Source organism: Paenibacillus polymyxa (assembly GCF_001719045.1).
GTDB lineage: Bacteria > Bacillota > Bacilli > Paenibacillales > Paenibacillaceae > Paenibacillus > Paenibacillus polymyxa_B.
Window position 1 is genome coordinate 3,787,296 of sequence record NZ_CP015423.1, and the last position, 26,113, is coordinate 3,813,408.

The 26,113-nt window shown below is 40.7% G+C and carries 27 protein-coding genes; 19 read left to right on the plus strand and 8 right to left on the minus strand.

Annotated features, from left to right (window positions below):
- Nucleotides 1-13: 13 nt before the first annotated feature.
- From AOU00_RS16930 to AOU00_RS17010, 19 genes are all read left to right on the plus strand, one after another.
- Nucleotides 14-2,953, plus strand: a complete 2,940-nt coding sequence (locus AOU00_RS16930; RefSeq protein ID WP_237166196.1) for an RNA dependent RNA polymerase — start codon at nt 14-16, stop codon at nt 2,951-2,953.
- Nucleotides 2,954-3,053: 100 nt separating this feature from the next.
- Nucleotides 3,054-3,224, plus strand: a complete 171-nt coding sequence (locus tag AOU00_RS26645) for a hypothetical protein (protein WP_172828295.1) — start codon at nt 3,054-3,056, stop codon at nt 3,222-3,224.
- Nucleotides 3,225-3,259: 35 nt separating this feature from the next.
- A complete protein-coding gene (locus AOU00_RS16935; RefSeq protein WP_029515594.1) occupies nt 3,260-4,849 on the plus strand; it encodes a DEAD/DEAH box helicase in 1,590 nt (529 codons plus the stop codon).
- Between the two features lie 797 nt (nt 4,850-5,646).
- Nucleotides 5,647-5,850, plus strand: coding sequence for a hypothetical protein (locus AOU00_RS16940; RefSeq protein WP_029515593.1), 204 nt, complete (start codon nt 5,647-5,649; stop codon nt 5,848-5,850).
- 23 nt (nt 5,851-5,873) lie between these two features.
- Nucleotides 5,874-7,142, plus strand: coding sequence for a site-specific DNA-methyltransferase (locus AOU00_RS16945; RefSeq protein ID WP_029515592.1), 1,269 nt, complete (start codon nt 5,874-5,876; stop codon nt 7,140-7,142).
- Between the two features lie 18 nt (nt 7,143-7,160).
- Complete coding sequence (locus AOU00_RS26650; RefSeq protein WP_172828296.1) at nt 7,161-7,319, plus strand: hypothetical protein; 159 nt, start codon at nt 7,161-7,163, stop codon at nt 7,317-7,319.
- Nucleotides 7,320-7,383: 64 nt separating this feature from the next.
- Nucleotides 7,384-8,127, plus strand: coding sequence for a hypothetical protein (locus AOU00_RS16950; RefSeq protein WP_029515591.1), 744 nt, complete (start codon nt 7,384-7,386; stop codon nt 8,125-8,127).
- A 159-nt stretch (nt 8,128-8,286) separates the two neighbouring features.
- Nucleotides 8,287-9,132 carry a tyrosine-type recombinase/integrase gene (locus tag AOU00_RS16955; protein ID WP_029515590.1) on the plus strand — a complete coding sequence of 282 codons (846 nt, stop codon included), beginning with the start codon at nt 8,287-8,289 and terminating at the stop codon, nt 9,130-9,132.
- Between the two features lie 176 nt (nt 9,133-9,308).
- Nucleotides 9,309-10,859 carry a phage terminase large subunit gene (terL, locus tag AOU00_RS16960; protein ID WP_029515589.1) on the plus strand — a complete coding sequence of 517 codons (1,551 nt, stop codon included), beginning with the start codon at nt 9,309-9,311 and terminating at the stop codon, nt 10,857-10,859.
- Nucleotides 10,860-11,064: 205 nt separating this feature from the next.
- Entirely contained in the window at nt 11,065-11,598 is a 534-nt protein-coding gene (locus tag AOU00_RS16965) for a cupin domain-containing protein (RefSeq protein WP_029515588.1), read from the plus strand.
- 149 nt (nt 11,599-11,747) lie between these two features.
- Nucleotides 11,748-13,055 carry a phage portal protein gene (locus AOU00_RS16970; protein WP_069291143.1) on the plus strand — a complete coding sequence of 436 codons (1,308 nt, stop codon included), beginning with the start codon at nt 11,748-11,750 and terminating at the stop codon, nt 13,053-13,055.
- Between the two features lie 777 nt (nt 13,056-13,832).
- Nucleotides 13,833-14,450, plus strand: coding sequence for a DUF4355 domain-containing protein (locus tag AOU00_RS16980; RefSeq protein ID WP_029515585.1), 618 nt, complete (start codon nt 13,833-13,835; stop codon nt 14,448-14,450).
- 27 nt (nt 14,451-14,477) lie between these two features.
- Nucleotides 14,478-15,308, plus strand: a complete 831-nt coding sequence (locus AOU00_RS16985; RefSeq protein ID WP_029515584.1) for a phage major capsid protein — start codon at nt 14,478-14,480, stop codon at nt 15,306-15,308.
- Nucleotides 15,309-15,406: 98 nt separating this feature from the next.
- On the plus strand, nt 15,407-15,625 hold the full coding sequence (locus AOU00_RS16990; protein ID WP_029515583.1) for a hypothetical protein: 219 nt from the start codon (nt 15,407-15,409) through the stop codon (nt 15,623-15,625).
- Nucleotides 15,618-15,929 (plus strand): phage head-tail connector protein, encoded by a 312-nt coding sequence (locus AOU00_RS16995; protein WP_029515582.1) that lies wholly within the window; start codon nt 15,618-15,620, stop codon nt 15,927-15,929. The genes AOU00_RS16990 and AOU00_RS16995 overlap by 8 nt, the downstream gene beginning before the upstream one ends.
- A 62-nt stretch (nt 15,930-15,991) precedes the next feature.
- Nucleotides 15,992-16,219, plus strand: coding sequence for a hypothetical protein (locus AOU00_RS17000; protein WP_237166197.1), 228 nt, complete (start codon nt 15,992-15,994; stop codon nt 16,217-16,219).
- Nucleotides 16,216-17,367, plus strand: a complete 1,152-nt coding sequence (locus AOU00_RS17005; RefSeq protein ID WP_029515580.1) for an Ig-like domain-containing protein — start codon at nt 16,216-16,218, stop codon at nt 17,365-17,367. Before AOU00_RS17000 ends, AOU00_RS17005 begins: the two co-directional genes overlap by 4 nt.
- Before the next feature lie 62 nt (nt 17,368-17,429).
- On the plus strand, nt 17,430-17,555 hold the full coding sequence (locus tag AOU00_RS27600) for an SHOCT domain-containing protein (protein ID WP_269142007.1): 126 nt from the start codon (nt 17,430-17,432) through the stop codon (nt 17,553-17,555).
- A 90-nt stretch (nt 17,556-17,645) separates the two neighbouring features.
- Nucleotides 17,646-19,268: a recombinase family protein gene (locus AOU00_RS17010; protein ID WP_029515579.1), complete on the plus strand. Its 1,623-nt coding sequence runs from the start codon at nt 17,646-17,648 to the stop codon at nt 19,266-19,268.
- 27 nt (nt 19,269-19,295) lie between these two features.
- On the opposite strand, the gene AOU00_RS26655 is transcribed toward AOU00_RS17010, so the two are convergent.
- From AOU00_RS26655 to AOU00_RS17050, 8 genes are all read right to left on the minus strand, one after another.
- Nucleotides 19,296-19,583 (minus strand): hypothetical protein, encoded by a 288-nt coding sequence (locus AOU00_RS26655; protein WP_029515578.1) that lies wholly within the window; start codon nt 19,581-19,583, stop codon nt 19,296-19,298.
- Between the two features lie 269 nt (nt 19,584-19,852).
- Nucleotides 19,853-20,326 (minus strand): SMI1/KNR4 family protein, encoded by a 474-nt coding sequence (locus AOU00_RS17020; RefSeq protein ID WP_029515577.1) that lies wholly within the window; start codon nt 20,324-20,326, stop codon nt 19,853-19,855.
- An 18-nt stretch (nt 20,327-20,344) separates the two neighbouring features.
- Nucleotides 20,345-22,066 carry an HNH endonuclease signature motif containing protein gene (locus AOU00_RS27130; protein WP_237166198.1) on the minus strand — a complete coding sequence of 574 codons (1,722 nt, stop codon included), beginning with the start codon at nt 22,064-22,066 and terminating at the stop codon, nt 20,345-20,347.
- A 17-nt stretch (nt 22,067-22,083) separates the two neighbouring features.
- Nucleotides 22,084-23,319 (minus strand): contractile injection system protein, VgrG/Pvc8 family, encoded by a 1,236-nt coding sequence (locus tag AOU00_RS27135; protein WP_069291145.1) that lies wholly within the window; start codon nt 23,317-23,319, stop codon nt 22,084-22,086.
- Between the two features lie 24 nt (nt 23,320-23,343).
- Entirely contained in the window at nt 23,344-23,799 is a 456-nt protein-coding gene (locus AOU00_RS17035; RefSeq protein ID WP_023989777.1) for a DUF4280 domain-containing protein, read from the minus strand.
- Between the two features lie 31 nt (nt 23,800-23,830).
- Nucleotides 23,831-24,460: a hypothetical protein gene (locus tag AOU00_RS17040; RefSeq protein WP_061831626.1), complete on the minus strand. Its 630-nt coding sequence runs from the start codon at nt 24,458-24,460 to the stop codon at nt 23,831-23,833.
- 12 nt (nt 24,461-24,472) lie between these two features.
- On the minus strand, nt 24,473-24,985 hold the full coding sequence (locus AOU00_RS17045; protein WP_029515572.1) for an imm11 family protein: 513 nt from the start codon (nt 24,983-24,985) through the stop codon (nt 24,473-24,475).
- Nucleotides 24,986-24,997: 12 nt separating this feature from the next.
- Complete coding sequence (locus AOU00_RS17050; RefSeq protein ID WP_069291146.1) at nt 24,998-26,101, minus strand: pentapeptide repeat-containing protein; 1,104 nt, start codon at nt 26,099-26,101, stop codon at nt 24,998-25,000.
- Nucleotides 26,102-26,113 lie beyond the last annotated feature (12 nt).

Here is a 26,113-nt window from a genome sequence, read left to right on the forward strand (position 1 = left end):
AGCAGCATTGGGTGTGAGTCGTTCGGCAGCACAGCCAGTACCGTACATTCCACGTATTGTCGTGATTCCAGATTATGAAAAGGATGAAATCATTGAAGATGTGTGGAAAGTGGAAAAATGTGCTGAGGACCCCAAGCAACAGAAGTTGGTATTCGATGAAAAGGCGAAGCAACGTGAATATTTCAAAGCGAAGAAAGAATTGAAGCCATCAAAGGAACAATTACATAAATTAGAACGTATACCGAATAAAACGATCTCGTGGAATGGCCGCACAAAGTCTGTTCCTGATCAAAATGAATATAAAACTTTCAATGGATGGAATAAACAGAATCGTCGCGTGAAGCTAGAAGCAATTCCTTTTCCTGCTCGTTCAGTTATGTATGATGACGAACTATATCCTTGTTATTCCATCGAGCAAACGGAAGAAATACCAATCATAGCAATCAATGAAGAGTCCATCGGATTCAAGCGAGTGGAGTATCCACAGTATGAAAATAAGAATGTTCAATTTTTCGATGGTCAAGGTTTAATGAGCTTTCAGTTTGCAGAGCGTATTGGACAACATCTGAACCTATCCTATTCACCCAATGCAGTTCAGGGTAGACTTCCATATATCAAGGGTAACTTTATCCGTTTTGATCTGATGAAATGGTTCAAGGAAAACAACGTGACCGAGATAAAGGATGTTTTTGGTGAATTACAGCCTGTCATCGACAAAGAGGGTCGTCCTATTGATCTCATCCTCACCAAGTCCTGTTTTAAAGCATGGCATCAATACAATGAGGAACAAGCTAAGCCTAAATGTTTGTTTGAAAATATAGCGGAATATGAAGAATTACTGAAAGTACATAATCATAATCACTTTTGGGTCGCCAATTATGCGAAGCCAGCATACCAGATGAACGCCTACACACCACTGACATACCAATATATTCACGCGTTGAATCTTACACTGAACGATTTATATCAATTAGCTACGCCTCTAATGGATGTCATCAAACGAGTATTACATGGACAAAAAAATGACACCCATGGAAAGTGGCTTCGAGATATTGCGTACACGAAAGCGTTCCTACATATGCTAGTCCAAGAAGATGATGAATCTAAAGATGTAGACGAGGAATCCGACGAACAGGAAGATGAAATAGAACGAGGTCAGAAGAAGCAATTTATAAATGAAATCATCCAAGCCATTGATTTGAATGAACTGATGCTGTATGACGGAAACGTCCGCAAATTCATCGTGAAGCAAGCCATGCTGAAAGTACAGGATATGTTGAAAGGTCGTATTCCGATCCGTGGCTGCTACTTTTATCTGACAAACGATCCGATTGCATTCATGGAGCATGCCAGCGCAATTCCAGTAAAAGGTGTGCTAAAGAAGAACCAGGCTTTTATGAATCGGAAACGTGGAATGCATGCGCTATTCCGTTCACCGTTAACGATATTTAATGAAGTTGGCAAGCTATATTTTGTACACGTACATAACCGATATATGCGTCATTTAGACAATGTAATTGTGCTGAACTGTTGTGATTTAACACTGGCAAGGCTCGGACTAGGAGATGTGGACGGGGACACGGCTCTCTGTACGAATGATCCGACCATACTCTCAGCAGTGATCGACGCGCCTACGACCATCAATGAAGATGATAAAAAAGTAGCTGCTCCTGTACCGAATAATATGGATAGTATCATCAAGATGGAATTGAAGAGTCTACATAACCTGACGGGTAGATGTACGAATGTGAATACGTATTTTCAGAATCTGGCTTTGGAGGAAGGGAGCCTTCAAGCACGGGTTTTGGAAAACTCAGTTTTAAAATTTCTCCAAGGCCAAATCATTGATGCAACCAAAAATGGACTGGAAGTTGAAATTCCATATGTGCTGGATCGTCTGGCTATCCAGATGCCGTATTTCTTTCGTTTCGTGAATGGTGGTAAAGCGGAGGATTATCAGCACTCGACGAAATCGCCGTTTAATCAATTTTGCATTGTGGCAGAAAAGTATATAGATGAAACGTTTAACATGAAAGATGGCAAATTGGATCAGTCCATTTTCAGCATCGAGAGTACGAGACAATTATTACAGGATATGAGCAAGGTAAGCCAGCCCAAGTTTCTGAGCTATCTAGCCCACATTGAACCGCTGTATACAGAATACAACGAGCAGAAAAATAAAATTAATCATCGCCAAAAGGAATTTAATGAACTGAAAAAATGGGAACGTGATAATGATACTCGGAAAGCGATCAGTGCTGAATACGCCAAGTTAAGAGAGAAGTACAAGGCTCAGTGTGAGGAGATCTGTCCGTACCCTTCGATACTTGCCAGTGTAGCTGTGGAGATCGCTTATCAAAATTATGGAACGTACTCCTTTGCATGGTTGTTTGTAGATGGACTACTGGAAAATCTAAAGCAGCATGAAAATGTCATAAAGGGGGAAGTACGAAAGGTGAAACGGCTAACGAATCGAAATGTGGAAGCTAAGGAGCTTACCGTTCAAGCTGGCATTGCTACAATAGATAATGTGGAGTTTCTATTGAATGTGCCAGACGGTGTGTATTCATTATTTGAAATCATGGGACAATTCTTTATTGGATATGAAGCTGAAAGGGAAAGCGTAGTACAAACCAGTCATACGCCTTTTATGCTGGACGAGAAAAGTACAAGACGAATATTGAGGAATTATCTGCTTGGCTTCAGTACATTGAAAAAGTCTCAGGAAGAATCGCAGTTGGTAGCTGACCAGGTATTAGGCAAGAAATTACAGATTCAGGTGGTCGAGTATGGATATGTTCATATTGTAGATGAGCATGGGGAAAGGAAATGTATAATTCCGCGAGATCAGGCCATTCGCCGAGAGGAAGGGTTATCCTTACTGGATTTTGGCGGAGCGACAATTGAATTTATCAGGATTGAAAAAGTAACGAAATCAAGCTTTATCAAATAAAACTAAATCATAGGTCTGTCATGATCTGGCGCCTGTTAACACGGGCGCTTGGGTGACACCTGATATAGGTGCGATCCCACAATGACAGGAGTGAACCTAAATGAACTATTTCTATTGTTATGATATTCATTTGTTTAATTATCTGACGAGTAAGGGGTTCTCGTTTATAACGAAGGCACGACACTATAAGACGAATGTTTTATTTTCCATGTATCTGAAAACGCCAGAACTATCTGTAGCCATTGATGAATGGGAAGCAACAAATCATTAAAATGTAAATGTTAGAAATGATGTGAGGAGCATTTTATGAGAATTGATGATTATAAGCCAAAGCAAAATGTAACTGAGAAGATAAACGGGGAGGAAGCTGAATGGAAATATGGAGATATCGTTTTAATCAGTAGTGGCACGGCATCGGGCAAATCCTTCTTTATCCGAAACAAGCTGGAAGAATTAGCGGATCAGCAAAATGTGAACATACTTTTATTAGTCAATCGAAGGAATTTGTATGATCAGAATAAGGAAGCTATCGAGGATACCTCAAGAATCAAAGTTGAATTATACCAAACGATTGAAAATCGGCTAGACAATGATGAAGAGTACGATTTTTCTCCCTATACATACATTGTGTGTGATGAGTCGCATTACTTTACTACGGACAGTGGATTTAATGATAATTCCGATGATTCTCTTCAAGCTATTCTCGGATTACAATCTCAAATTAGGATTTTTATGTCCGCAACAGGTCATGTGTTATTCTCTTACATCAAGAATCAATACAGACGTAAGCTCAAACAAAAAGGTAATAAAATATGGACGTACTCCATTCCAATTAAATTTAATCAAATTGCATCGTTATCCTTCTACACAGACTTTTATGCAGTAGAAAAACTAATTGAGCACAAATTCAATAAAGCTGACGATAAAATTATATATTTTGCAGACACGATCCAAAAGGCTTTTGAGCTTTACCAGAAGTATGACGATTCATTATTCGTATGCAGTAAAAGCAGCAGCAAAAACAGAAAGTATCTCAAACATGTAGATGATGATCAAGTGGAGTCCATGGTCAAGCAAAATAGGTTTGACTGTAAATATTTATTCACCACTACGGTACTTGATAATGGTTTTGATTTGAAGGATGAGCAAATTAAATTAATTGTATGCGATATATTTGACGTGGATACGATGCTACAGTGTATTGGGCGAAAGAGATTCAAGAATGACCAGGATAAGGTTCATGTGGTGTTGCTGAATCGAAATAATCGAAATTTGAATAATTACTTGAATTCAGTCCAGATGAAACTGGATGAAGCAGACGCTTTTATACATGGTGGAGTTGAAGAATGGAAAAAGCTAGTGGGTAAATTTTCGAGGAAATCCAATCACATCATTAAAGACAACGCAATAAGTGATGGAAAATATAAATCGAAGAAGACAGTGTCCAGAGTTAAATATCTTCAAGCTGTAGCTACGAGAGATCGGCTTAAAGCAATGCTGGATCAGAACAGAGAAACCAATAATTTCAGGGAAGAAAGTGGAGGGAAAAAGGAAAGCGATGCCTATATGATGTACATTTCGAACTTATTACATAAAAATAAAATCACGTTGATTGAGAAACGATTTGAGCAAGAAGAATTATGTAGCTATTTAGACACGATAGTCGGTAAAAGAATATACAAAGAGGGTCAAAAACAAGTCATAGAAAAATTTGATATCAAGGATTATCGAGGTAGATTACAAAAGGATATTAGCCAATTACAATCCTACCTCCAATCGAATCAATTAAAATATGCGATTGGTAGTTTTCCAGATAACCGAAAAAAGTTAGAAGATGGAAGCAACAACCCCCATAAAGGGAAGCGATATTGGTTAGTCAGCAAATTTAACGAATAGTCGGTTGCAACAAAAAAATCGAATTTTTCTTCATTTGGATATTGCCAAAAAGATAGCATATATAAGGATTTTTTTAATCTTGGACCGCAAATTGTGGAGTAATGCTATATATATACATATATCCATGATTTGCTGTCCAGATGATAAAAAAGTCAATGGAATCAACCGTTTTATGAAATGTAAAAAAGCAAAAAAATGAGACAAACCAAAATTGAGCCGCAAAAGGGTGAATTGCCGAAGGCAAGAGGGAAAACGGCGGCAGGTCGATGAATACCGATTACGAAGCGTAGCGAAGTGGTTTTTATCGAGATGGTGAGAGAGTTTCCCTTTATGTGGGTACAAACGTTAAGATCAAAAGAAACCGTCAACAAAAATTTGTAAACAAATTATTTCTTTCCGTAGCCATCCAACATCGTTGGCTGTCTTCATTTTATTTTTTGAACATGATAGATTGACGTGACCCTACTTTTGTATATATAGGGGAAACTGAGGTCAGTCCATTGATATAGCCTAAACTTAGAAAGAATGAAATGGAGAAATGGTCTTTACCTCATGTCTAAGACATCTATTCATTTGTAGTCAGGCTGCTTATTTTAAAATTTTCGTTTTACAGATTGAAATTAATCTTGTTGAATGTACGTTTATATTTGCAAAATTTTAAAATTGAAAAAGCTGGGCTTACAAAGTTTGAGATGTGTCACGTGACACAATGAGCAAATTTACAACTACAAATTAGATACACGGGAACTCTGGCTATTGGCTAGGGTTTCTTTTTCATTTAGAGAGGAGTAACAAGAATGCTATTAATGTTGCAAGCAATAATCGTAGAAATATCACGATTTATTACTGTAGTTGGTGTGTTTTTCACTTGGATGTGGATTGCAGCCTTTTTAAAAGCGGGTTTAGAAAAGGGGATCAAGTGGATTGGAAATCAAATTCGTAAACGTAGAAACGTTAAATCCGTACATAAAAAAACGCCAGAAATAATGAGAAAGCTGTAGACATAAAGGAGCAAGTGATATAAATGAAATGGATGAAATTGAAGATCGATCAACTGGTACATGCCGAATATAATCCAAGGAAGGATTTAAAAGCGGGTGATCCAGAGTTTGAAAAGATCAGGAATAGTGTAATGGAATTCGGTTATTGTGAACCGATTATTTGTAATAGTGATTATACCATTGTAGGAGGCCACCAACGTGCCAAAGTGTTAAAGGCACTCGGATACGCTGAAGTCGATTGTGTCATAGTGGATGTGAATAAGTCGAAAGAGAAAGCTCTGAACATAGCGCTCAACAAAATTACAGGGGAATGGGACTTTGACGCACTGGCTACATTATTAGATGAGTTAAAAGAAGCAGAATATAATATTGAGCTAACTGGCTTTGATTGGTCTGAAGCGGAGAAGTTGTTGGATACATTACATGAAGAAAATGTGGATGAAGAAGATGATTTTAATCTAGAAGAAGCATTACCTGAACATCCGATCACTCGAAAAGGTGACATTTGGCTACTTGGGAAGCATAGGCTAATATGCGGAGATTCGACTAAACCGCAGGATATTGAAACGTTAATGGATGGCAAGAAGGCTCAGCTTATTGTAACTGATCCACCTTATAATGTGGATTATACGGGCAAGACGAAGAATGCATTGAAAATAGAGAACGATAAGATGGACAATCACCAATTTTATGATTTCCTATTGGCAGCTTATACTCGAATGTTTGAAGTAGCAGATGATGGAGCAAGTATTTATGTGTTCCATGCGGATAGTGAAGGTTTGAATTTTAGGAAGGCATTTATTGAAGCTGGATTCAAACTGGCACAATGCTGCATATGGGCAAAGCAAGCGATGGTAATGGGGAGACAAGATTATCACTGGATGCACGAACCCGTATTATATGGTTGGAAGCCGACAGGTGGACACTACTGGAACAGTGATCGTAAGCAAACGACATTATGGCAATTTGATCGCCCCTTTCGGAATGAATATCATCCCACGATGAAGCCGATTCCCTTGATTAGCTACCCGATTAAAAACTCAAGTAAACTTGGTGATATCGTATTTGATCCATTCGGTGGTTCAGGTTCAGCGTTAATTGCTTGTGAGGAAACGGATCGGCTTTGCTATACCAGCGAGCTTGATCCCAAATATGTAGATGTGATTGTAAGTAGATATATTGCTCATGTTGGTGACAATAGCAGTGTATATTTGATTCGGGAAGGTAAGCAATATAGCTACCAAGAAGTTGTTGCTGAGTCGGCAAGGTCAGAGGTATCATGTGCTGACTAAACCGAAAGGGTGATTGAATTGGGTAAGGCAAAAGTGAATATGGTGATTCGATTCCTGAAGGGCATGCAAGCCGAAAAGGTAAATGTGCTAGGGACGGAGGCTCAGGAGGATAATGAGTTGATTCAGAAGGTGATTGAGGATATCGAATTGTTTTACGAGGCTGAGTTAGAAGGGTAAGCTGATACATATGGGGAATGGCCGATAGTGGCTGTTCCCTTTTTTCGTGATGGAGGTGAACAGAATGAGCAAAAATAGTAACAATCCCAAAAGAAACAAGCCTAAGATACTGACCAAGTATGATCAATTTGTTGTGCCAAGGCTGAAGGATATTCCCGTTTGGGTACGTGAAGGAGCCACAGATGAAGAGATTGCTAGGCGACTAAACATTCATATCTGGACATTAGGCGACTATCGCAGGAAGCATCCCAAATTTGCAGAAGTATTGGAACGCCCAACTAAGTGGGAAACCCATGTATATCCTCGGTTAGCGGAAATCCAGCAATGGTTCGAAGAAGGCGTGAATGCAGAGGACATTATCAAGAAACTCGATATAGGTAAAACGACTTGGTACGAGTATATAGATAAACATCCGATGCTGGCTGAACTAGTCAAATGGAGCAGATCTGTCCCTATATCCCACGTGGAAAATTCACTTTTGAAAGCTGCAACAGGGTATGAATATGAAGAAATAAAAACCATCATTGAAGAGGACAAAAATGGAAAAAAGAAGACGCGTATCGAGAAAGTAAAACGATATCAGCCTCCCAATCCGACAGCGATGATCTTCTACTTAAAGAACCGTGCTCCAAATGAGTGGAATGATCGCCGTGAGCTGGTGGTGAATACGAAGGCATTGGAACAAGAACGGAAGCAGCTATTTTTGGATATGATTGAAGCGGATGTAGTGGATGCCGACTATGAAGCTATTGAGGAATCGGTTGAGATTGAGGAAGGATATATGGAGCCGGATAATTCACAGCCATAACGTTATGCCGTCAGTATTTTTATAGATAAACGCCAGTTTCAGCCCTGAATTAGCCTGTAAATTGCCCAAACTAAGTGCATAAGATAAGTTATGCAATCAGTGGACTTTCCCCCACATCAACGGTATGATGTGACACACAAGCGAAGGGTGGGGGCGAATATGGACTATATTCAAGGGTTTGAAGCACATTTACGGAGCAAGGATCGAAGCAAGAACACAGTTTCGTGCTACATCCGGGACGTGTTGCAGTTTATAACCTGGTATCAAAGGAAAACGGAATATGGACTGGACAAGTGGATTGAATTGGATGGCGTGGAGTACAAGAAATATCTGCAAAGCACCAATCAAGCGATACTCACCATCAACCGCAAGATTGCCAGTATCAACGTATTTGCTCAGTGGATGCACCAACAAGGATATATTAAGGAAGAAATACATATCGAAGCGGTAAGGAACAAGGTTGTTCGGCAATACAAAGGGTTAGCAGAAAAGGATTTGTGGAAGCTGCGGAATGAAATTCACCGTATGGGTAATCGGATGCACATTTGTATGATCGAATTATTGATTGGGACTGGCATACGAGTAAGCGAATTGGTTGGCATCAAGCTGAAGGATATTGAAATAAGCGAACGCAAAGGATTATTGAAGGTATTCGGCAAAGGAAACTCCTTCCGCACCATTCCATTAAATAAGGATGTGCGAAAAGCCATTACTCGGTATCTTGAAGTCAGACCACACAGTGAATCAGAATATCTATGTATTGGGCAGCGTGGAGCATTGGAACGAAATGCGATTAACCTGATTCTGAACAAATACGGGGATCGGATCAATGTAAAGGTCACACCACATATGCTCAGACATACACTTGGCTATAAGCTGGTGAAGACGACTCCTTTGACGACCATTCAGCAAATCCTTGGACATGATCACGTAGCAACAACCAATATCTATACCCTAACAACACAGCAGGATATGGCTGAAGCATTGGCAAATATCGAGTGGTGAGCAGCCACTCTTTTTGTCGTGGATAGGAGGGGGGCTTCTATGTAGATAAACGGAGCCGCCAGCAAAGGGTGCAGAAATTTTTGTGATGATTTTATAGTGAATTTGAGAAAGGAGTTATACCCATTGAAACAATAAAGCAAGAAGAGCAGCGACAGGCTGAGCTGCTTAAGCAGTATATGGAGAAGCATTTCAAGCCGCCCAAAATGAAACAACTGATCAAAACGTTCTCTTTCTCTGAACTACGTAAGCTTATTGGTGAGATGGATATTGAGTTTTTCGCTTTAGCCTATTTTCCTAAATACTTTGATCGAGCATTTGGCAAGTTTCACAAAGAGCTATTCACGGAATTAAGACATATGCTTGCGAATACAGGACTGATTACAGCTTTCGGACTCCCAAGGGAGCATGGAAAGTCAACGATCAGTTCTTTTTTATTTCCGCTGTATGCCACACTTTATGATAAATCACAGTTTACATTGATCATATCTGCCACAGAACAAATTGCATTGCCCTTCTTGGACATGATCAAAGATGAGCTGGAAACCAATCAGATGCTGATTGAGGATTTCGGGATTCGTAAAGGGAGCCGCTGGAACAACAATGAAATATGGCTGAAGAGTAAAGGTGGACTGGACTCCTGCATTATGATTCGTGGGATTGACGGTAGTCTGAGAGGTATTCACTATAAGCATCATCGCCCTACGCTGGTATTAATGGATGATTTGCTTAAGGAAGATACCGCACGATCCGAAGCCAAACGAGAACAAATTAAAAATACATTTACGGATGTCATCTTGCCTATTGGAACAAGGGATACGAATATTCTGATCTGTGGAACCATTTTGAATGAAGAAGATATCATGGCTGATCTGCTCAAGGGTAAAATTCCAGGTGTGCGAAGTGTTCGTAAGGCAGCCGTACTTCAATTTTCAGAACGGGATGATCTGTGGTCAGAGTGGGAACGAATGTATAATAACTTGCAAGACGAGGACAGGATCAATACGGCCTTGTCTTTTTTTATGGCGAATGAGGAGGAAATGCTGGAGGGTACGAAAATCCTATGGAACGAGTATTTGGACTATTATTATTTGATGTGCAAGAAGCAAGCTATGGGAGAAAAAAGTTTCTATAAAGAATTACAAAACGATCCGCGTTCAACCGATGAATACATATTTCAGAATCTCATGTATTGGGACAGGTTGCCTGAATTTGAGGATATGGAAATGGCCATGTACATTGATCCAGCCATTAAAGCCGGGAAGAAAAATGACTATTCGGCTATTTCAATTATTGGTCAGCACCGAAAGACAAAGCAGATGTATGTGGTGGATGGAAATATTTATAAACTGCTGCCGGATGATTTATTCCACGTGGCTATTGAAAAATTAAATCTTTATCCTGTAGATAAGCTGGGCTTTGAAGTGAATCAGGCACAAAGCTATATGAAGCAAAAGTTTGAAGAAGAGCTATGGAAAGCGAAGATACATACACCCGTGGAAAGTGTACATTCCAAGGGGCAGAAGCATGAACGTATTATTAGCTTGGAGCCGGAAGTGAAGAAGGGTCATATTCTATTCAATGCAGATAACCTTAGGTACAACCATCAGGTGAAGGATTACAATCGAAATTGTACATACGACGATGCGCCAGACAGTTTATATGGAGCAGTTCAATTGATTCAGTCGGTCAAGAGTCTGATATTTTATGATAGAAGCTTATTATTTTGAGGGTTCTGCTAAAAAAAATATTTACTGAATCACTCGTTAAGCAAATGGACAGTTACCTTCAATAACCATAAAGATTGGATGTAAATGTTTAGCATTTGGTGTCGCCGTTCGTTTAAGGCCTTAGGCTCTTGCCATTTTTTAACCTTTAGATAGGCAAGTGCATAGAATGAAAATAAACGATGAAATGTTGAGAGGAGAATGAATATTGTACCGTAATTCATGCTATCCATATCAATGGAATACTCCAATGCATGACAATTGGAATAACATCCGTTGGAGTAATAATTGGAATGGTCATTATTATAATGGGGTCAACGCGAACGGGTATCCTTATAAATCAACAGATTATGGGCAAAGACCATTTGTAGTAAATATTGACCAAGCTACTAAGCAAAATAATACTTACCGCACCGCTTTGTGGACAGGGAAACACCTTCAAGTAACCCTGATGAGTATTAATGTTGGAGATGATATTGGCTTAGAAGTTCATCCCACAACAGATCAATTCATACGTATTGAAGAAGGTCAGGGACTTGTTCAGATGGGTGAAAGTAAAGATAATTTGAATTTTCAAGCGATGGCCTGTGGTGGGTATGCAATTATGATACCTGCTGGAACATGGCACAACGTTACCAATACGGGGAATACCCCGCTTAAAATATACGTCATCTATGCTCCGCCTGAGCATCCATATGGTACGGTTCATGTAACAAAAGCGGATGCCATGTCTGCTGAATAAAGCCAATATTATTAATGAATCAAGTAAATGAGGGTGGAATGAATTACTAACGGTGAACGCTAGTTCAACAAGGAACTACCTTATTAAAAGGTGGTTCTTTATTTATTTAAGCAACAATTACACAGCCCATTTTGAAAGGAAGGACCTATTTGCAAATTACCGAACAAATCATATTAGATTGTCTAAATGAACTCCACTCAACTGCATTAGTTAAACAGAAATACTCAGACTACTACAATGGTCAGCATGCTATTTTCAAGAACTATGCCATGCAAGAAAGTCGAAGCAACCAAAAGCTCATTTTTAATTTCCTACGTAAGTTCGTAGATAACGAAGTGGGCTATCTGCTTGGAAAGCCAGTAAACTATGTGTCCAAGTCGGATCAGGATGAAGCCATACATAAAATAGATGTGCATATGAACCATTGGGATAAGGAGCATAATTTACAGCTTCGGAAACAATCCGAAATCTTCGGTGAGAGCTTCGAATTGAACTATATTGATTCGGATGGTCAGTTCTCAGCCACAGTATTATCTCCTTTGAATGCGTTTGTGTTAGAGGACGGAACAGCAGAACGAAATGTATTACTTGGCTTACATAAATTTACGAGAAGGTTTGATAAGCAGGTATATTTGGACGTGTATACCGATCATGAAATCCTACACTATACAATCGACAGTGATGATAAAGGCAATCAAATAAAGCAGGACCAAGCAACTGAATTGAAATATATCGGCAAACATAATCACATCTTTGGAAGAGTCCCGCTTATCTCCTGTCCAGCCAATACGGAGAGAAAAAGTGGCTTCCAGGATGTGATTTCTTTATTTGATGCCTACAATGCGTTGAATTCAGACTTGGTCAATGAAATCGCAGATCATCGCAACGCCTATCTCGTGATTGAGAATGCGAAGCTGGAAGCTGAAGATTTATTGAATATGAAGAAGATGGGCATTATTCAAGTTCCGGCTGGAGGAAAGGTAAGTTGGCTTACGAAGGAGATTAACGATTCTTTTGTGAAGAACGAGCTGGACAATATTGAACGCAAAATCTTCGACATGATGGATCAGGTCAACTTCAATGAAAACTGGGCCAGTAATACATCTTCCTTAGCGCTGCGAAACAAGCTGCTTAATCTGGAGAATCGAGTGGCGATGCGTGAAGCGTTGATGGAAAAAGCGATCAAGCAGCGGGTACGGAATTTCTTCACGTTTCTGCACATTAAAGAAGGCATTCAATATGATTACCGGAATATTGCGGTGAAGTTTACTCGTAATTTGCCGACAGACTTGGTTGGGATGGCTGATGTGATCGTTAAATTGCAGCAAGTGGTCTCACAGGAAACACTGCTAACACTGTTACCGTTTGTAGAGAATCCCAAGCTGGAATTCAATAAATTTCATTCGGAGCAGCAACGATTAATTGCTACGGATAAGGAGGTCTCAAATGCAGAATAAAAATAGCATCAAACGGCTGGTGAAGAATAATTGTGCGTGTTATCTCGGAGCAAAGCATGGTACCCCAAACTATTGCTGTTTACAGGATGGCCCATGTGTATTTTTCGTCCAAGCCGATGTTCTTCCCCGTTGTAGCTATTTTGAAAATGGAGTTTTGCCAATGGATGGGAAACTGGATCAAGAATATAAGTCTGAACGTAATGTAGAGACTGAGCCTAAGACAGCGAAGCCGAGGGTGAACTGTACACGTTGTGGAGGAACATTTTTGACAAACTCGAATCGGCAGAAATATTGTGAGAAGTGTAGAGGTAAGGCGAGAAAAGAAAATATTAGGATACGTGTTCGGAAGTTTAGACAAAAAGACGGCTCGATGTAACGCTTTAGAGGTGGGAAAAGCCCTATAAACAAAGGGTTAAAAATAGGCGAAAATGAGGAGTTGGCATGCTTGTGCCTTTTCGTCACTTTTGCGTTTTCTAATGCGTTACATGATTGTCCTGAACATGATATTCAATATTATACAGTTTCAGCATACATATACGTTTCTGAAGTTTAGGCAAACAATAGGCTTGATGTAACGCTTCAGGCTATCCAAAATCCGCATAAACAAAGGTTGAAATATAGGTAAAAGTGGGGAGTTGGTATGTTTGTACCTTTTCCTCGTTTTTGTGATTTCTAAAGCGTTACATTGCTGTCCTGAACATGACATTAAACGGTTCAAACATACATAAGCGTGTTCGGTTCTGTGAGTCGAATGGGCGATAAAGGAGATTATCGAAAATGAATTTAGAACAAATAAAGCAGTTGATTGAAGAAAACCAAACGAATGAGGAATGGCAAACGTATCTTCAGGGTTTGAATCCGTATAGCGTAGAAGGGATAGAAAAATTCATTCAATCAAATCAGCAAGCAAAAAGTTGGTTCGATAGCACGGTGGACAAACGATCAACCAAATCGTTGGAAACGTGGAAGACCAATCATCTGGAGAGTGCAGTGGATGCTGAGATCAAGAAGCGATTCCCGGCTAAGGATGAGAAAGAAATCGAAGTTGAGAAGCTACGAGCTGAAGTCGAAAATATGAAGCTAGAGAAGCAACGTGAACGCTTAACCAGTCAAGCAATTAAAATTGCATCCGAAAAGAAACTTCCACTCCCGTTAGTGGATTTTTTTATTGGTGCAGATGAAGAAGGGACGACAGCGAATTTAGCAATGTTGGAACAATCGCTACAACTGGCTATCCAACAGCAAGTCGAGCAACGACTCAAAGGGGATGGCTATACTCCTCCGGCTGGTTCAACGAATAGCACATTTACATTGGATGCGATTAAAGGCATGTCGTCAAACGAGATCAATCAGCATTGGGATCAAGTCAAGCAAGCATTACAAAACAAACAATAATAAACGAAAAGGATAGGGTGAATAGATATGTCAGTACAAAATTTTATTCCTACGATTTGGAGCGCACGTTTAAATGAAAGTCTGAAAAAGAATTTGGTATATGGGAACGTGGTCAACACTGATTATGAAGGTGAGATTAAAGGTCAGGGTTCCACAGTGAAAATTAATTCCATTGGGGCAATAACGATTGGCAATTATGACAAGGTAGCTGGAATCGGGAATCCACAGGAACTAGATGCTATGCAAAAAACGTTGGTGATCGATCAGGCGAAGTATTTTAATTTTCAGGTGGATGATGTCGATGCTGCTCAAGCGAATGTAAATCTACTGGATGGTGGAATCGTGGAAGCTTCCTATGGACTCGCCAATGTAGTGGATCAGTATCTTGCTGGATTCTACACAGAGGTTAAAGCTGAGAATACAATTGGTAACGATACAACGCCTATAATTCCAACTTCTTCAAAGGCGTATGATTTACTGATTGATTTAGGCGTACTATTGGACGAAAATAATGTACCTGAATCGGAACGATTTGTTGTGGTTCCAGCATGGTATTATGGCTTGCTACTGAAAGATGCTCGTTTTACGAAAGACCCAAATATTATCCGCACAGGTTATGTGGGAGATATTGATGGCATGACCGTTTACAAATCCAACAATGTACCAAATACCACAGGAGCCAAGTATAAACTCATCGCAGGTCATAAGAGTGCGATTTCGTTTGCAGGTCAAGTAGATTCGGTTGAAGCCTTCAGACCAGAGAAGCAATTCTCGGATGCAGTGAAAGGGTTGCAAGTGTTTGGAGCCAAATGTATCAAGCCGGAAGCTCTCGCTGTACTCACAGCCAATAAGTCTTAATTGAGAATGGGATCATATGAAAACACATTATAATAGAAGAAACACGTTTAGGGTGTCCGCTTTGTATGCCCTTATTTTCATTTTTGGAGGGTGATAAGATGTGGTTTTTGAATCAGGAAACAGGCTGCACATGGGAAGTAACAGATCAGGAGCTGATACTGCGGTTACAGGCCAGTGGACATTATGAGCAAGTAGAGGAACCTAAACAGGATAAGACGGAGCAGGATATACCCCAAACGAAAGCTCAAGCTACCAAGAGCATGAAGCGTACCGAGAAGGAACAGTTAAAGGAGGTACAGGAGACAGCACATGAGTGAGCTAATGGATTTGATGAAACGATTATTAGGCATGGAACCAACAGACAAATCCAAGGATGATATCCTGATCCATTATTTGAATAAAGCGAGGAGTAACATTTATGGCTATTGTAATGTGGCGACACTGCCTGTGGAATATGATCATGTCATGGTCGATTATGCGGTGTTTCTTTATAAGAATAGGGATTCGGTTGGACTTATAAATAAACAGGAGGGAGAGCGATCAGCTAACTATGAAACAGGCATTCCGACAAGTATTCGATTGGCTCTTCCTCTACCTAAAATCAAGGTCGGAACAGATTAATGTTCTATGATACGAACCTGAAAATTTTAGATGTTACTCATTTCAACTCTGTTCTGTCAGTAATGGCAGATGTACAACCTTATCGCAAAAGTTTTTCATTTGAAGATGGTTACATACTAGAGACGACATATCGAGCTTTCTGTCCATTGGAATCTTTATTGCAATTAAACGGCTATGTTCGAATTGGCAAGGATATTTTTATTATTTTAGACATAAAAGAATGGAGCGATTATATGGAGTTGTACCTGTATCGCTGTAAGGCAGATTTTGCATTGGAGGTAGAGAAATGACACGGAGCTTAGAGCCGATGCTTGATTTCTTCCTACGAGAGAAAGGCGAACTTGTGCATATTAACAGTGTAAAGCAGCTTGCTCTGATCCGGGTTGCGACAGATACCATTCAAATGACTGATGAAAAAATCATTCGAGCAGCAACACCTTTACATACAGGTGATATCGTTGATTATCGTGATGAACGATATTTAATTACCAGTCAAGCGGATCAAAATGAAAAGTCGTGTCGAGGCAGGATGAAAAAGTGTAATCAATGGCTAGCTTTAAACTGGGATGGACAAGTGAAATGGTTTGATGCTGTGGTAGAAGCCAGAACGTTTTCAACGGAAACAGGTAAAGTTATCTCCATGCCAGAGGGAAATATTATAGTTAGGCTACAAGACAATGCAGACACGAGGGGTATTAGATTAAGTCAACGATTTTATATGACTCATCAGCCGTTTAAAATAGTGGGAATGGATCGTATCCTAAATGGCATCATCCTGTTAAGCTGCACATTAGATAGCATAAATACAGCTTATGATGACGTGGAAAATAACATTGCGGACAAATGGAAGTACGAGACTGCTCACACATACTCATTACATATACATCAGGGGACGATAGCTCATGTACCTCTAAACGAAACAATACCGTTGAATGTAACTGCTACGGATAATGGGAATGAGATAGCCAATCCGACGATTACCTATACATCCAGTGATCCGAGTATAATTAGCGTAGACCAGCATGGACAGGTTATGGGCATTGCTTTGGGACAAGCAAGTATTACTGCGAAACTAACGTATCACCCAACAGTACTAAGTACCATTGAAATGAGAGTTGTCGAAACAGGAACACATTTCTATGCGATAACCATTACGGGCAATTCAGTTCTAAAAACAGGCCAAAGCGTCTCATACGTCAGTCATATCTATGATCATGGAGTGGAAGTGTTTGACCAGTCGGTAGAGTGGAGCCTACAGAATCAAGATGATTCAACTCCGATCATGGGGAGCGTAACTGCAAGTACAGGAAACAGTGTAACCATAAAAGCAAGAAGCAGTAGTGGAGCGAACAATAAAGCCCTTGTGTTGACTGTCACCTTAGTAAGTGATCCTAGCATGACCATAGAAAAGACCATTAGCCTTAAAAATTTATTTTGAGCATTATATCTATTGGCTTGCCTTAGAGGGAGCCATTTTCATTTTAAAGGAGCCACATACATATGCAACGAAAATCCATCGACTACCTACTCAGTCTGAGCCTATTAAAACAATTGAGATTACAAAATGTAATTACAGAAGAAGAGTTTAGAGAAATTGATGAGCTGAATAAAAAGTCTTTCAAGTAGCTATCACATGGACAGAAATGGACTTGATGATGTGCCGCAAGCATTATACCATGTGACCGTATAAAGAAGATATCGAAGGGAGAAACACCTATGGCCCAAGCCGCAACCACAAAAAAAGTCGTCGTCGTTCCCATTAAAACGATGGACATCGTAGAGGGAATTCAATCTATTCAAAAGAAGAAAGTCGCTGCCTATTGTCGGGTCAGTACAGATTCCGAGGAGCAAAAGGAGAGCTATACGAATCAGGTCAATTATTATACCCAATATATTCAAAACAACTTGGAATGGGAAATGGCGGATATTTTCGCAGATGAGGGCATCAGTGGAACCAACACCAAAAATAGAACGCATTTTAATCGGATGATACAGGATGCTCGAAACGGTAAACTGGATCTGATTCTGGTCAAGTCGATTTCGAGATTTGCTAGGAATACACTGGATTTATTGAAATATGTACGGGAACTTAAAAGTCTTGGAGTGGCTGTATTCTTTGAACGGGAGAATATTAATACACTGGATACCACAGGTGAAGTATTGCTGACCATCCTGAGTTCCCTTGCCCAAGACGAGAGTCGAAACATTTCTGAAAACAGTCGATGGGGCATATTACGAGGCTTCCAAAACGGCAAAGTCTTCTGCAACACCACTCGCTTCCTCGGCTATGATAAGGATGAACATGGTGAATTGGTGATTAACGAGCCAGAAGCAGAGATTGTGCGGCGCATATATGAGGAGTATCTAGAAGGAAAAAGCTATCAGGCGATAGCCAGAGGCTTGATGCGAGATCACATTAAAACAGTCACGGGTGGCGATACGTGGTGGGATTCCTCCATTACCTTAATTCTGACCAATGAGAAATATTACGGAGCCTTGCTTCAGCAAAAGACGGTAACCGTTGATTTTCTAACCCATAAACGGATCAAGAATAAGGGACAAGAGCAGCAATATTTTATAGAGGATAACCACGAACCGATTGTATCCAAAGAAATATTTGAAGCGGTGCAAAAAGAGAAGAAACGGAGAGCCAAGCTGAAAGGGAGTGTGATGGGGGAGAGTAAAAGATACTCCAGCAAATATGCACTGAGCAGTAAAGTATGTTGTGGATGCTGTGGAGCCATTTTTAAACGCCGAACCTGGAACAGCAATAACCCATCCAAAAAAGTGGTATGGCAGTGCAAAACGTATGTCAATGAGGGTAAAACAGCATGTGATGCCAAATCGGTTGATGAGCAAGTTTTACATTCCGCGTTTGTGCGATTGTTCAACCGGATGTATGAGAATAAGAAAAGATTGATTAAAACGCTGAAAGCCAATATTGAATCGGTACTTTCCAGCAGAGTAGAGCAAGAACCGCTATTGAACATCGAAGGACAGATGCAACAATTGAAATCCGACTTGAAGGAATTGGTGAATCTGAAGCTACGGAATCAGATTGACGAGATTATATATGATGAAGAGACGAACAGACTTTCCAGTGAGCTAAACGAGCTACGGCAACAGATGCTGATATTAGAGGAGGAAGAGGATCAGAAAGCAAAAATCAAGGAGCGAGTCGATGAAATCATTCGAGTACTAATCTCACGGCAAGATATACTAAAACAATTTGATGATAACCTATTCAATGCGTTGGTGGAGAAGATCACGATTCTCTCACCAGCGCATTTTGTTTTTACCTTGAAAAGTGGAATGAGCATAGACGAAATACTGGACTAAAAAATCATAGACTAAAGTGATCAAAAGCTAACGAGTAACTGTGGATTGTATGACGGGAAGAACCAAACGCATCCCGTCTTTTACTCCTTCCATATAGATGGACTGTTTGTCCTGACTTAGCTGATAACCTATGGCTTCTTCCCATTCAGATAGCAGACGTTGGATATCCTCGTTTTGGTTGGTTTTGAATTGGTCCATTTGAGTGAATAAGTTTTTTTCCTCTGTTGAACATGAAGCCTGTTGTTCACTGGCTAGTTCTAGCTGATAAAAACGTTGGCGTAGTGCTTCTCGAAACCAATCTGGCCAATTTGACATGGTACATTTTCCCTCCCGTTGTTGAAGTGTGTGTATGTTAACTCTGATGGGGAGGGATGGCAAGTCATTGTTTTTGCGTGAAAAAAGGCTCATCCCTAACTCATGATTCAAGTTGGGATAAGCCTTTGAAAGTTTATCAAGTGTTTGTCAAGTTTTTAAATGTTTGGTTTGTGGGTTTTATTGTACGATCTTGTCGTTGGGGTTGTAAACAAATTTACACTAAATTATTAATAGACTTGAGTAATGATTTCATAACATGTTCATTCCAATTATTCTTCTAACATATCAAGAAAACTATTTACATTATCAGCGATTTTTTCTGTAACTGGATCATATTCGTCTGACTCCTCATTGTACCAAATACAAATTACTGGGTCGGTTTTACTTTCGCTAAAATCTAGACAAATGAAATCACCTGCAAATAGGGCTGCAAATGGTACTAATTCAGCACCTGTTATGTCTCCATCGGAAAGTATTCTTTCATCTAACTGACTGAAAACAACCTTGATGTCATACATCCCTTTGTCGTGTTCGCCTGGATTGTCCAATAAACAAAGAAAACGATCAACTACATACCTATTAGATTTATATTCAAAAAATCTAGTTATTGGAATAGCACCATTGTTTTTTGATATAAAATCTATAAAATCTTTAGGAAACTTAATTTCGAAATTCTCTTCCACACGCATAATTAAATTGCTATCTGGAAGAGGGGAAATTATACTTTCATTCTGTGTTTTCAAAATATTTCACCTCTCAAATTAATGTCGTGGAGCGTCTGCCCAGTGTCCTCTTGTTCTTCCCCCATTATGCTTAGTGATATTATGAACACCAAATGGTACAAGTTGCATTAATCCACCTTCTTCATTATGATGCCAAGTTGTTCCTTGTGGTTGTACCTTATTTGGCAATCTATCATTCAACCACTTAAATTGTGCATCATCTGTTGCTTTCCATAGTTCCTTTGGAAGAACATCTTCATGTAGTACCACACCTGCTCTTTTAAAGTCTGCATATCCAAATTTCAATCCGTCTATTTTCTTCACTTCAACCTTAGGAATATCATGATGTAATTCTAAAGCTCGTTCTTTTATCATCTTTCTTTGGTTTGAGGATAATCTACCAACAAAGTCATCTTGCCATGACCATGGTTTATTTGATTTTACTATATCTCCATAAATTAATGCATAATCATCAAGAACATTTTCAAATTTTTTATTCCCTTTGGCGAATTCTTTTATGTTTTCAAGATTAGCTGCTCTATTTTCAATTGCTTTAGAAGCATTACCCGTCCCCTTAGTGCTCTTGCCCGTGTACTTTCCTGATTCTAACGCATCAATCTGTTTTTGTCTCTCAGGCGAAATTTTTGCACCGGAACCTTTAGAAGGTGGGACGTCAGGACCAGGATCATGAAACCGATAATGACCTCTATCTGTTGCGAGGATCGGCGATCTTTTAGTTATACGGATATTCATCTTTCGGGATATACTTTGCAAGTAATTCCCCAAGGATTCAAAATTGGTTGGAAAACGGATGGCATTCGTTTTGAATTTTCCATCTCCAGCCTTGGCAAGGGCAGATTCAGCTTTTGCTGTATCTCCGAATAATCCCGGCGAACCACCTTTACCGGCATTCTTTTCTCCAGCTTCCTTGGCGCCTTTAGATAAGGAGGCTTCTTCTTTACCCAGCTTTCCGAGATTTCTAACTAACTTTGTACCGCCTTTAAGAACTGTATAAATATCTGCTGCACGTTCCACGGCTTTTATACTGTCATATCCTGCATCGTAACTTTCCTGTTTGGTATCGGTATATGGGTTGGGGAAGAAGTTATCCAATTTTTTTACAAAAGGTTCTGTGATGCCGTCCCATACAAAGTTAGCATCTTTTTTCACTTCATTTCCAACGTCCTTAATTCCTTGTTTTACACTGGAGGAATCCTTAATAACTTCCACATACTTGGTACCTTTCTCAACGCCCAATTCTATACCATGCTGAATACCTTCGAAAGTTTCATTACGTCTCAAGATTCCTTCTGGCAAGATAAAACGTAAAGCAAGAGGAACTGTTACAAGATCCGCTATATCGACAAACGAATCCCACATTCCTTTTGCAAAATCCAAACCCGCATCCCATTCTCCCTTGAGGGTCGCGCCTACGTTTTCCTTAACACGTGCTGCCATCACGCCTTGAATTCCCTTTTCAGCGACTTGCTTCTCAAAATCAGACAAAATCGGTTCTGGGTAGTATTGATGGAGGGAAGCTTTAAGTTGGATTTCTGAACTTACGCTGTTAACTTCCTGCTCCAAATCCAGTGTATCGGTTGTTGTATTCAAGTGTAAGCCGTTGGTTCCTTGCAGCAGGATGCTACCTGCCGAAAGACTAAGACTGCCTGTGGCTTGAATTTGTATACGTTGGGTGCTGTTCAGGCTGACACCGTTATGGGTATTCATGGAAATGTACAGTGACCCTTCCTGCGCACTCATCGACAGTTCAGAGTTCCCTAAGGAAATTTCTTTTCCTTGCGGGTTCGCAAAGGATTTGACTCGGGATCGGCAGTTTTACGCTGGTGGCGTTCTGCTGGTGATTCGACCACAGCACCTTGGGCTGCGTGAGATGAAGGGACAGCAACGCTGGATGGTTTCGTTCGAACCGATTGTATGACCATCGCATCGTCTTCGTCTGCACTTGGAAAATACAGCTTCACCTGCGCACCTTTTTCCGGCATTAGATACCACACCTGATTCCCTTCAGCAGAATAGGGGAACCATTGGGCATCCTTGGGATTCTGCTGATCGTCTATATCCAAATGCAACCGAACCTGATTCCGGCTGACATCTAGTATTTTTCCTTCAATAGCCGCGCCAATGATGGTACGATTATAGATTTTAGGGACCTTCAAGCCTTGTGACAATGCGCATTCATACGACCAGGTCATTAAACCGCGAATCAACTGTCCTTCACGTTTGGTGATGACGTAGGTTTCGTGATTGCGCTCCACTTCATCTCCCAATTGCAGCATTCGATCCCACTCAAAGGTATACCGAGTATAGTCTGCAATATGGGCAGATCTCCAGCCGTTAGCCTCCTGATCCAGATAGGGAGCAATCTTGCGCTGCAACGCAAAAGGAACCTCTTTCAAATGAATATGCTGTCTGGCTTGCGGAATACCGATCCAAATTTGCGCATGGTGTGAAACGACATTAGGGACGAGAAGGGCTCCCACATGCGAAGCCAGCCGTTTTAAAAAAGTCCAATCGGTCTCCTGATACTGCAACATAAACTGGCCTGTCGCTTTTTTCTCAAAAGCTTCATCAATCTTGTCCGAGCCCTTATAATCGGCCAGCACTGCGTCGACGATTTCAACATATTTCTGGTTTATGTGCTGAAAGGAGCGGTTTTTGAGCTGCGTATCCAGTTTAAAACTATGAGAAATGACGTCGAGAGTTACCACGATCTCCTGATGTCTGTGCTCCACATCTAAGCAGTATAGTTGTCCCATAAATAAGGGATGCTTCTGATCTTTGGCATCGGAATACCATAGCTCAACTTCGTCGTCACTGCTTGCTTTGGTAATGATTGTGTCTGCTTGATCGGCTTCTAGACTACCCGTGATCACCAGTCTAGCATGTTCTCCCAGCTCGTGACTCATATGGACGTTGTGAAGACGCAGCTTGCCATAGGGCCAAGTGACATGTAAGTGCTGATAGGTAAAGCGGTCTTTCGCTACGATGTTCATCCTTAATCTCCTTGCTTGATAAAATCAACCATCCTGTCCGTCATCTGTAATGGAGATGATACCTCCACCACCAGATCCCGTGCTGTCTGCACCAAAAAAGGAGGATATCGCCTCTTGTACACCTTGACAGCTACACATTAAGGTCGAATTGTTGAGTAGGGCAGGCGCCCCCTCAATCAATACGTCTTCCTTACCGCCTGTCCACTTGGACCCAAACGCAATCTCCGGTTCACAGGGAAGACCCTGCTTCAATTTACACAATCCAAAAGCATTGATTTTGCTAATATTGGCTCCACAAATGGCATCGTCCACGTTCAGAACGGGTTTATCTTTAATGAAAACACCGTGGCTGTACATCATATTGAGCACACCAGGGTCTGTGCCTTGACTGCACTGTAGCTTGGCTCCTCTCACCACATAAGAATGTTCTCCGCTGAGTGCACCTTGAGCCAGAGCTTTAATAAGTAAAGGTAAAAACATACAAGTACCTCCTTGAATAAAAGGTATAAAATCAAGAAAGCTCCGACCATGTTGCGGTGTGCAGCATGGCATAGGTTAAGGGAAACCAGAGGGGAGCATCCTCCAGCTTAAATTGGCAACTTCCGATCACAGCCTTGCCATGCCAGGAACGCACAAAGACAATCTGATAATAGGGAGAGGGGGAAACTAGAAAAATAGCTTCATAACAACCAATGATGGTATCTTGAATAGAAAGAGCCTTTTCATCCACGAGCTTCATACTTGGTTGTGCGCGACTCGTTTGCTCAATCATCTGCTGTTGATAGATTTCTATTTGCGTGGGGTCCAGTTCTTGCCTGCTTTGGTGCAGACCTAACAGGATTCCACCCAGCTTGTCCTGAACAACGAAGCTTTTCGACGGATCTACCGTCTGTCCAGCCCGAACTTCTGGAATAAGAGAGTCAGGCAGGGAAATGGTGTGTTGATTTTCAAAGACAGAAAGGGTTTGAAATCGAATTTCCTGTTCATTCGGTAGGGTTAGTGAGCCTTTCAAAATTCCCTCCATCGCTTCTTCAATAGATATCATCATCCAGCCTTCATTGTTTTCCGCTGTACTTAATTGCTCTTTCAATATTTGTTGATGATGCAGTTTCAAAAAAAATTCATCCCAATACTCCGTCAAGGTTAAACCTCCTTATAAGAGTTCTAGCTTTTGTAGCCGAAAACCACTCAAACTCCGCCGCAGCAAACTTTCAGCAGCCTCCAAGCTAACAATGAAATAGGGTTCCCTCACGTTAGACAGTCGAAAAAAATGGTGTCCATTTACCTTTTGACTATCCAGCACAAGTCGTTTTAAGGTTTGGTCGTGCGCATAAAATTCAGTCTGTTCTGAAATGCCATCGACAGAGGGAACGGATGAAATCCAATATAATTCTTGACGGCTAGGTTCCCGGTTCACGATATACACCTGTTTAAAACGAGCTTGTGTATTGTATAGTTCTAGAATCCGTTTCATAGAATCGGAAAATAGCGGTTGTGAGGGTGAAAACGGTAGCCAGTCCGTGTACTCGGCATCTTCTGTCGCATGAACATCTAAAACCTGAGCCGGAGGCATGCCAACAAATGGCGTTTTAAAAAGGTCTAAATTCATCGGTTTAATGTTTCGGGAAATACGATGATCATCGACCAGCACATAATAATGGCGCATACACATTCCTCCTTATTCCGTCCACACAATAGATTGACGCTGTGCTTCGCTTAATTTCCAATACTGTTGGTACTTTCGTGGGACAAGAGTTCCTTTCATCGAAGCCCCCTCAAAATATGCATGTTCAAACGAATGTACATCTGTAAAATCAGCCCCATCCAGGTTGGCGTGTTCGAAATGAAGCCCACATAGCCCCGGCACCCGAACTCCATGTTCCCGATACGGCTGTCCGCTGGCACTATTGAAGTTAGCACCTCTCAAATCGCTATATCTAAAATCCGTATCGGTCAGTAGGCATCCCTGAAAGTTGCCTCCTTCCAGATTCGCTCGTTGCCAGATGCTTCCGATCAATATGCAGCTGTGAAACTGGCTTCCCCGTAAGTCACTGTGGCTAAAATCGTTATAGCGCAAATCCTTTTGCATCAGGTGAAGGTGGGGAAGAGAAAGCCGCTTTAGGTTTTCGTAAACATAGGGTTCTTCTTCACTGGAATGTATCAATTGCTCTTTCACATGATCTGCAAGAAGTGCTTCCTGATCTTCGACATATAGATTCTCGCTGATATCCTTGTACTCGCCCGTTCGGATAGCTAAACGATCAGCTTTATAAATGGCGAGATACTCAGGCATTTGAACCACTTCTGCCATCCCTAAGCGCAGGAGGGAGTTCACAAACTGGTGAAAAAAAGGAGCGGATTCCAACATCAGTCGTTCAACGTCCACTGAAGTGATCGTCCCCATATATATTTTTCGTTCCTGCTCCAAGGTTTCCAACATGGCATTCATCGGTGCATAGGCCCATGACGCGTCATAAGCTAACTTACAATCCGAAACATCTTCATACCATTCAGCAGAATAAGCCTCTACTATATATAAGTAGGATTGCTCAAGAATCTGCGTGCGCAAGAAAGAATAGTGGATATATCCAATCGGTTCTTTTTGACCTTGTTGCTGCATGCCTAGAATGTGTATACATAAATCCCTGAACGAATTGTTGAAGTCCGAAATGAGCTGATCCTGACAACGTTGGAACTTGTTCTCCAGCGTGTCTAGCTGTAATTCCAGTAAGGGTGTAAAATGATGTTCCTTAAAATGGTGTAACGCTGCTTGTTTATCCATCTACTAACCTCC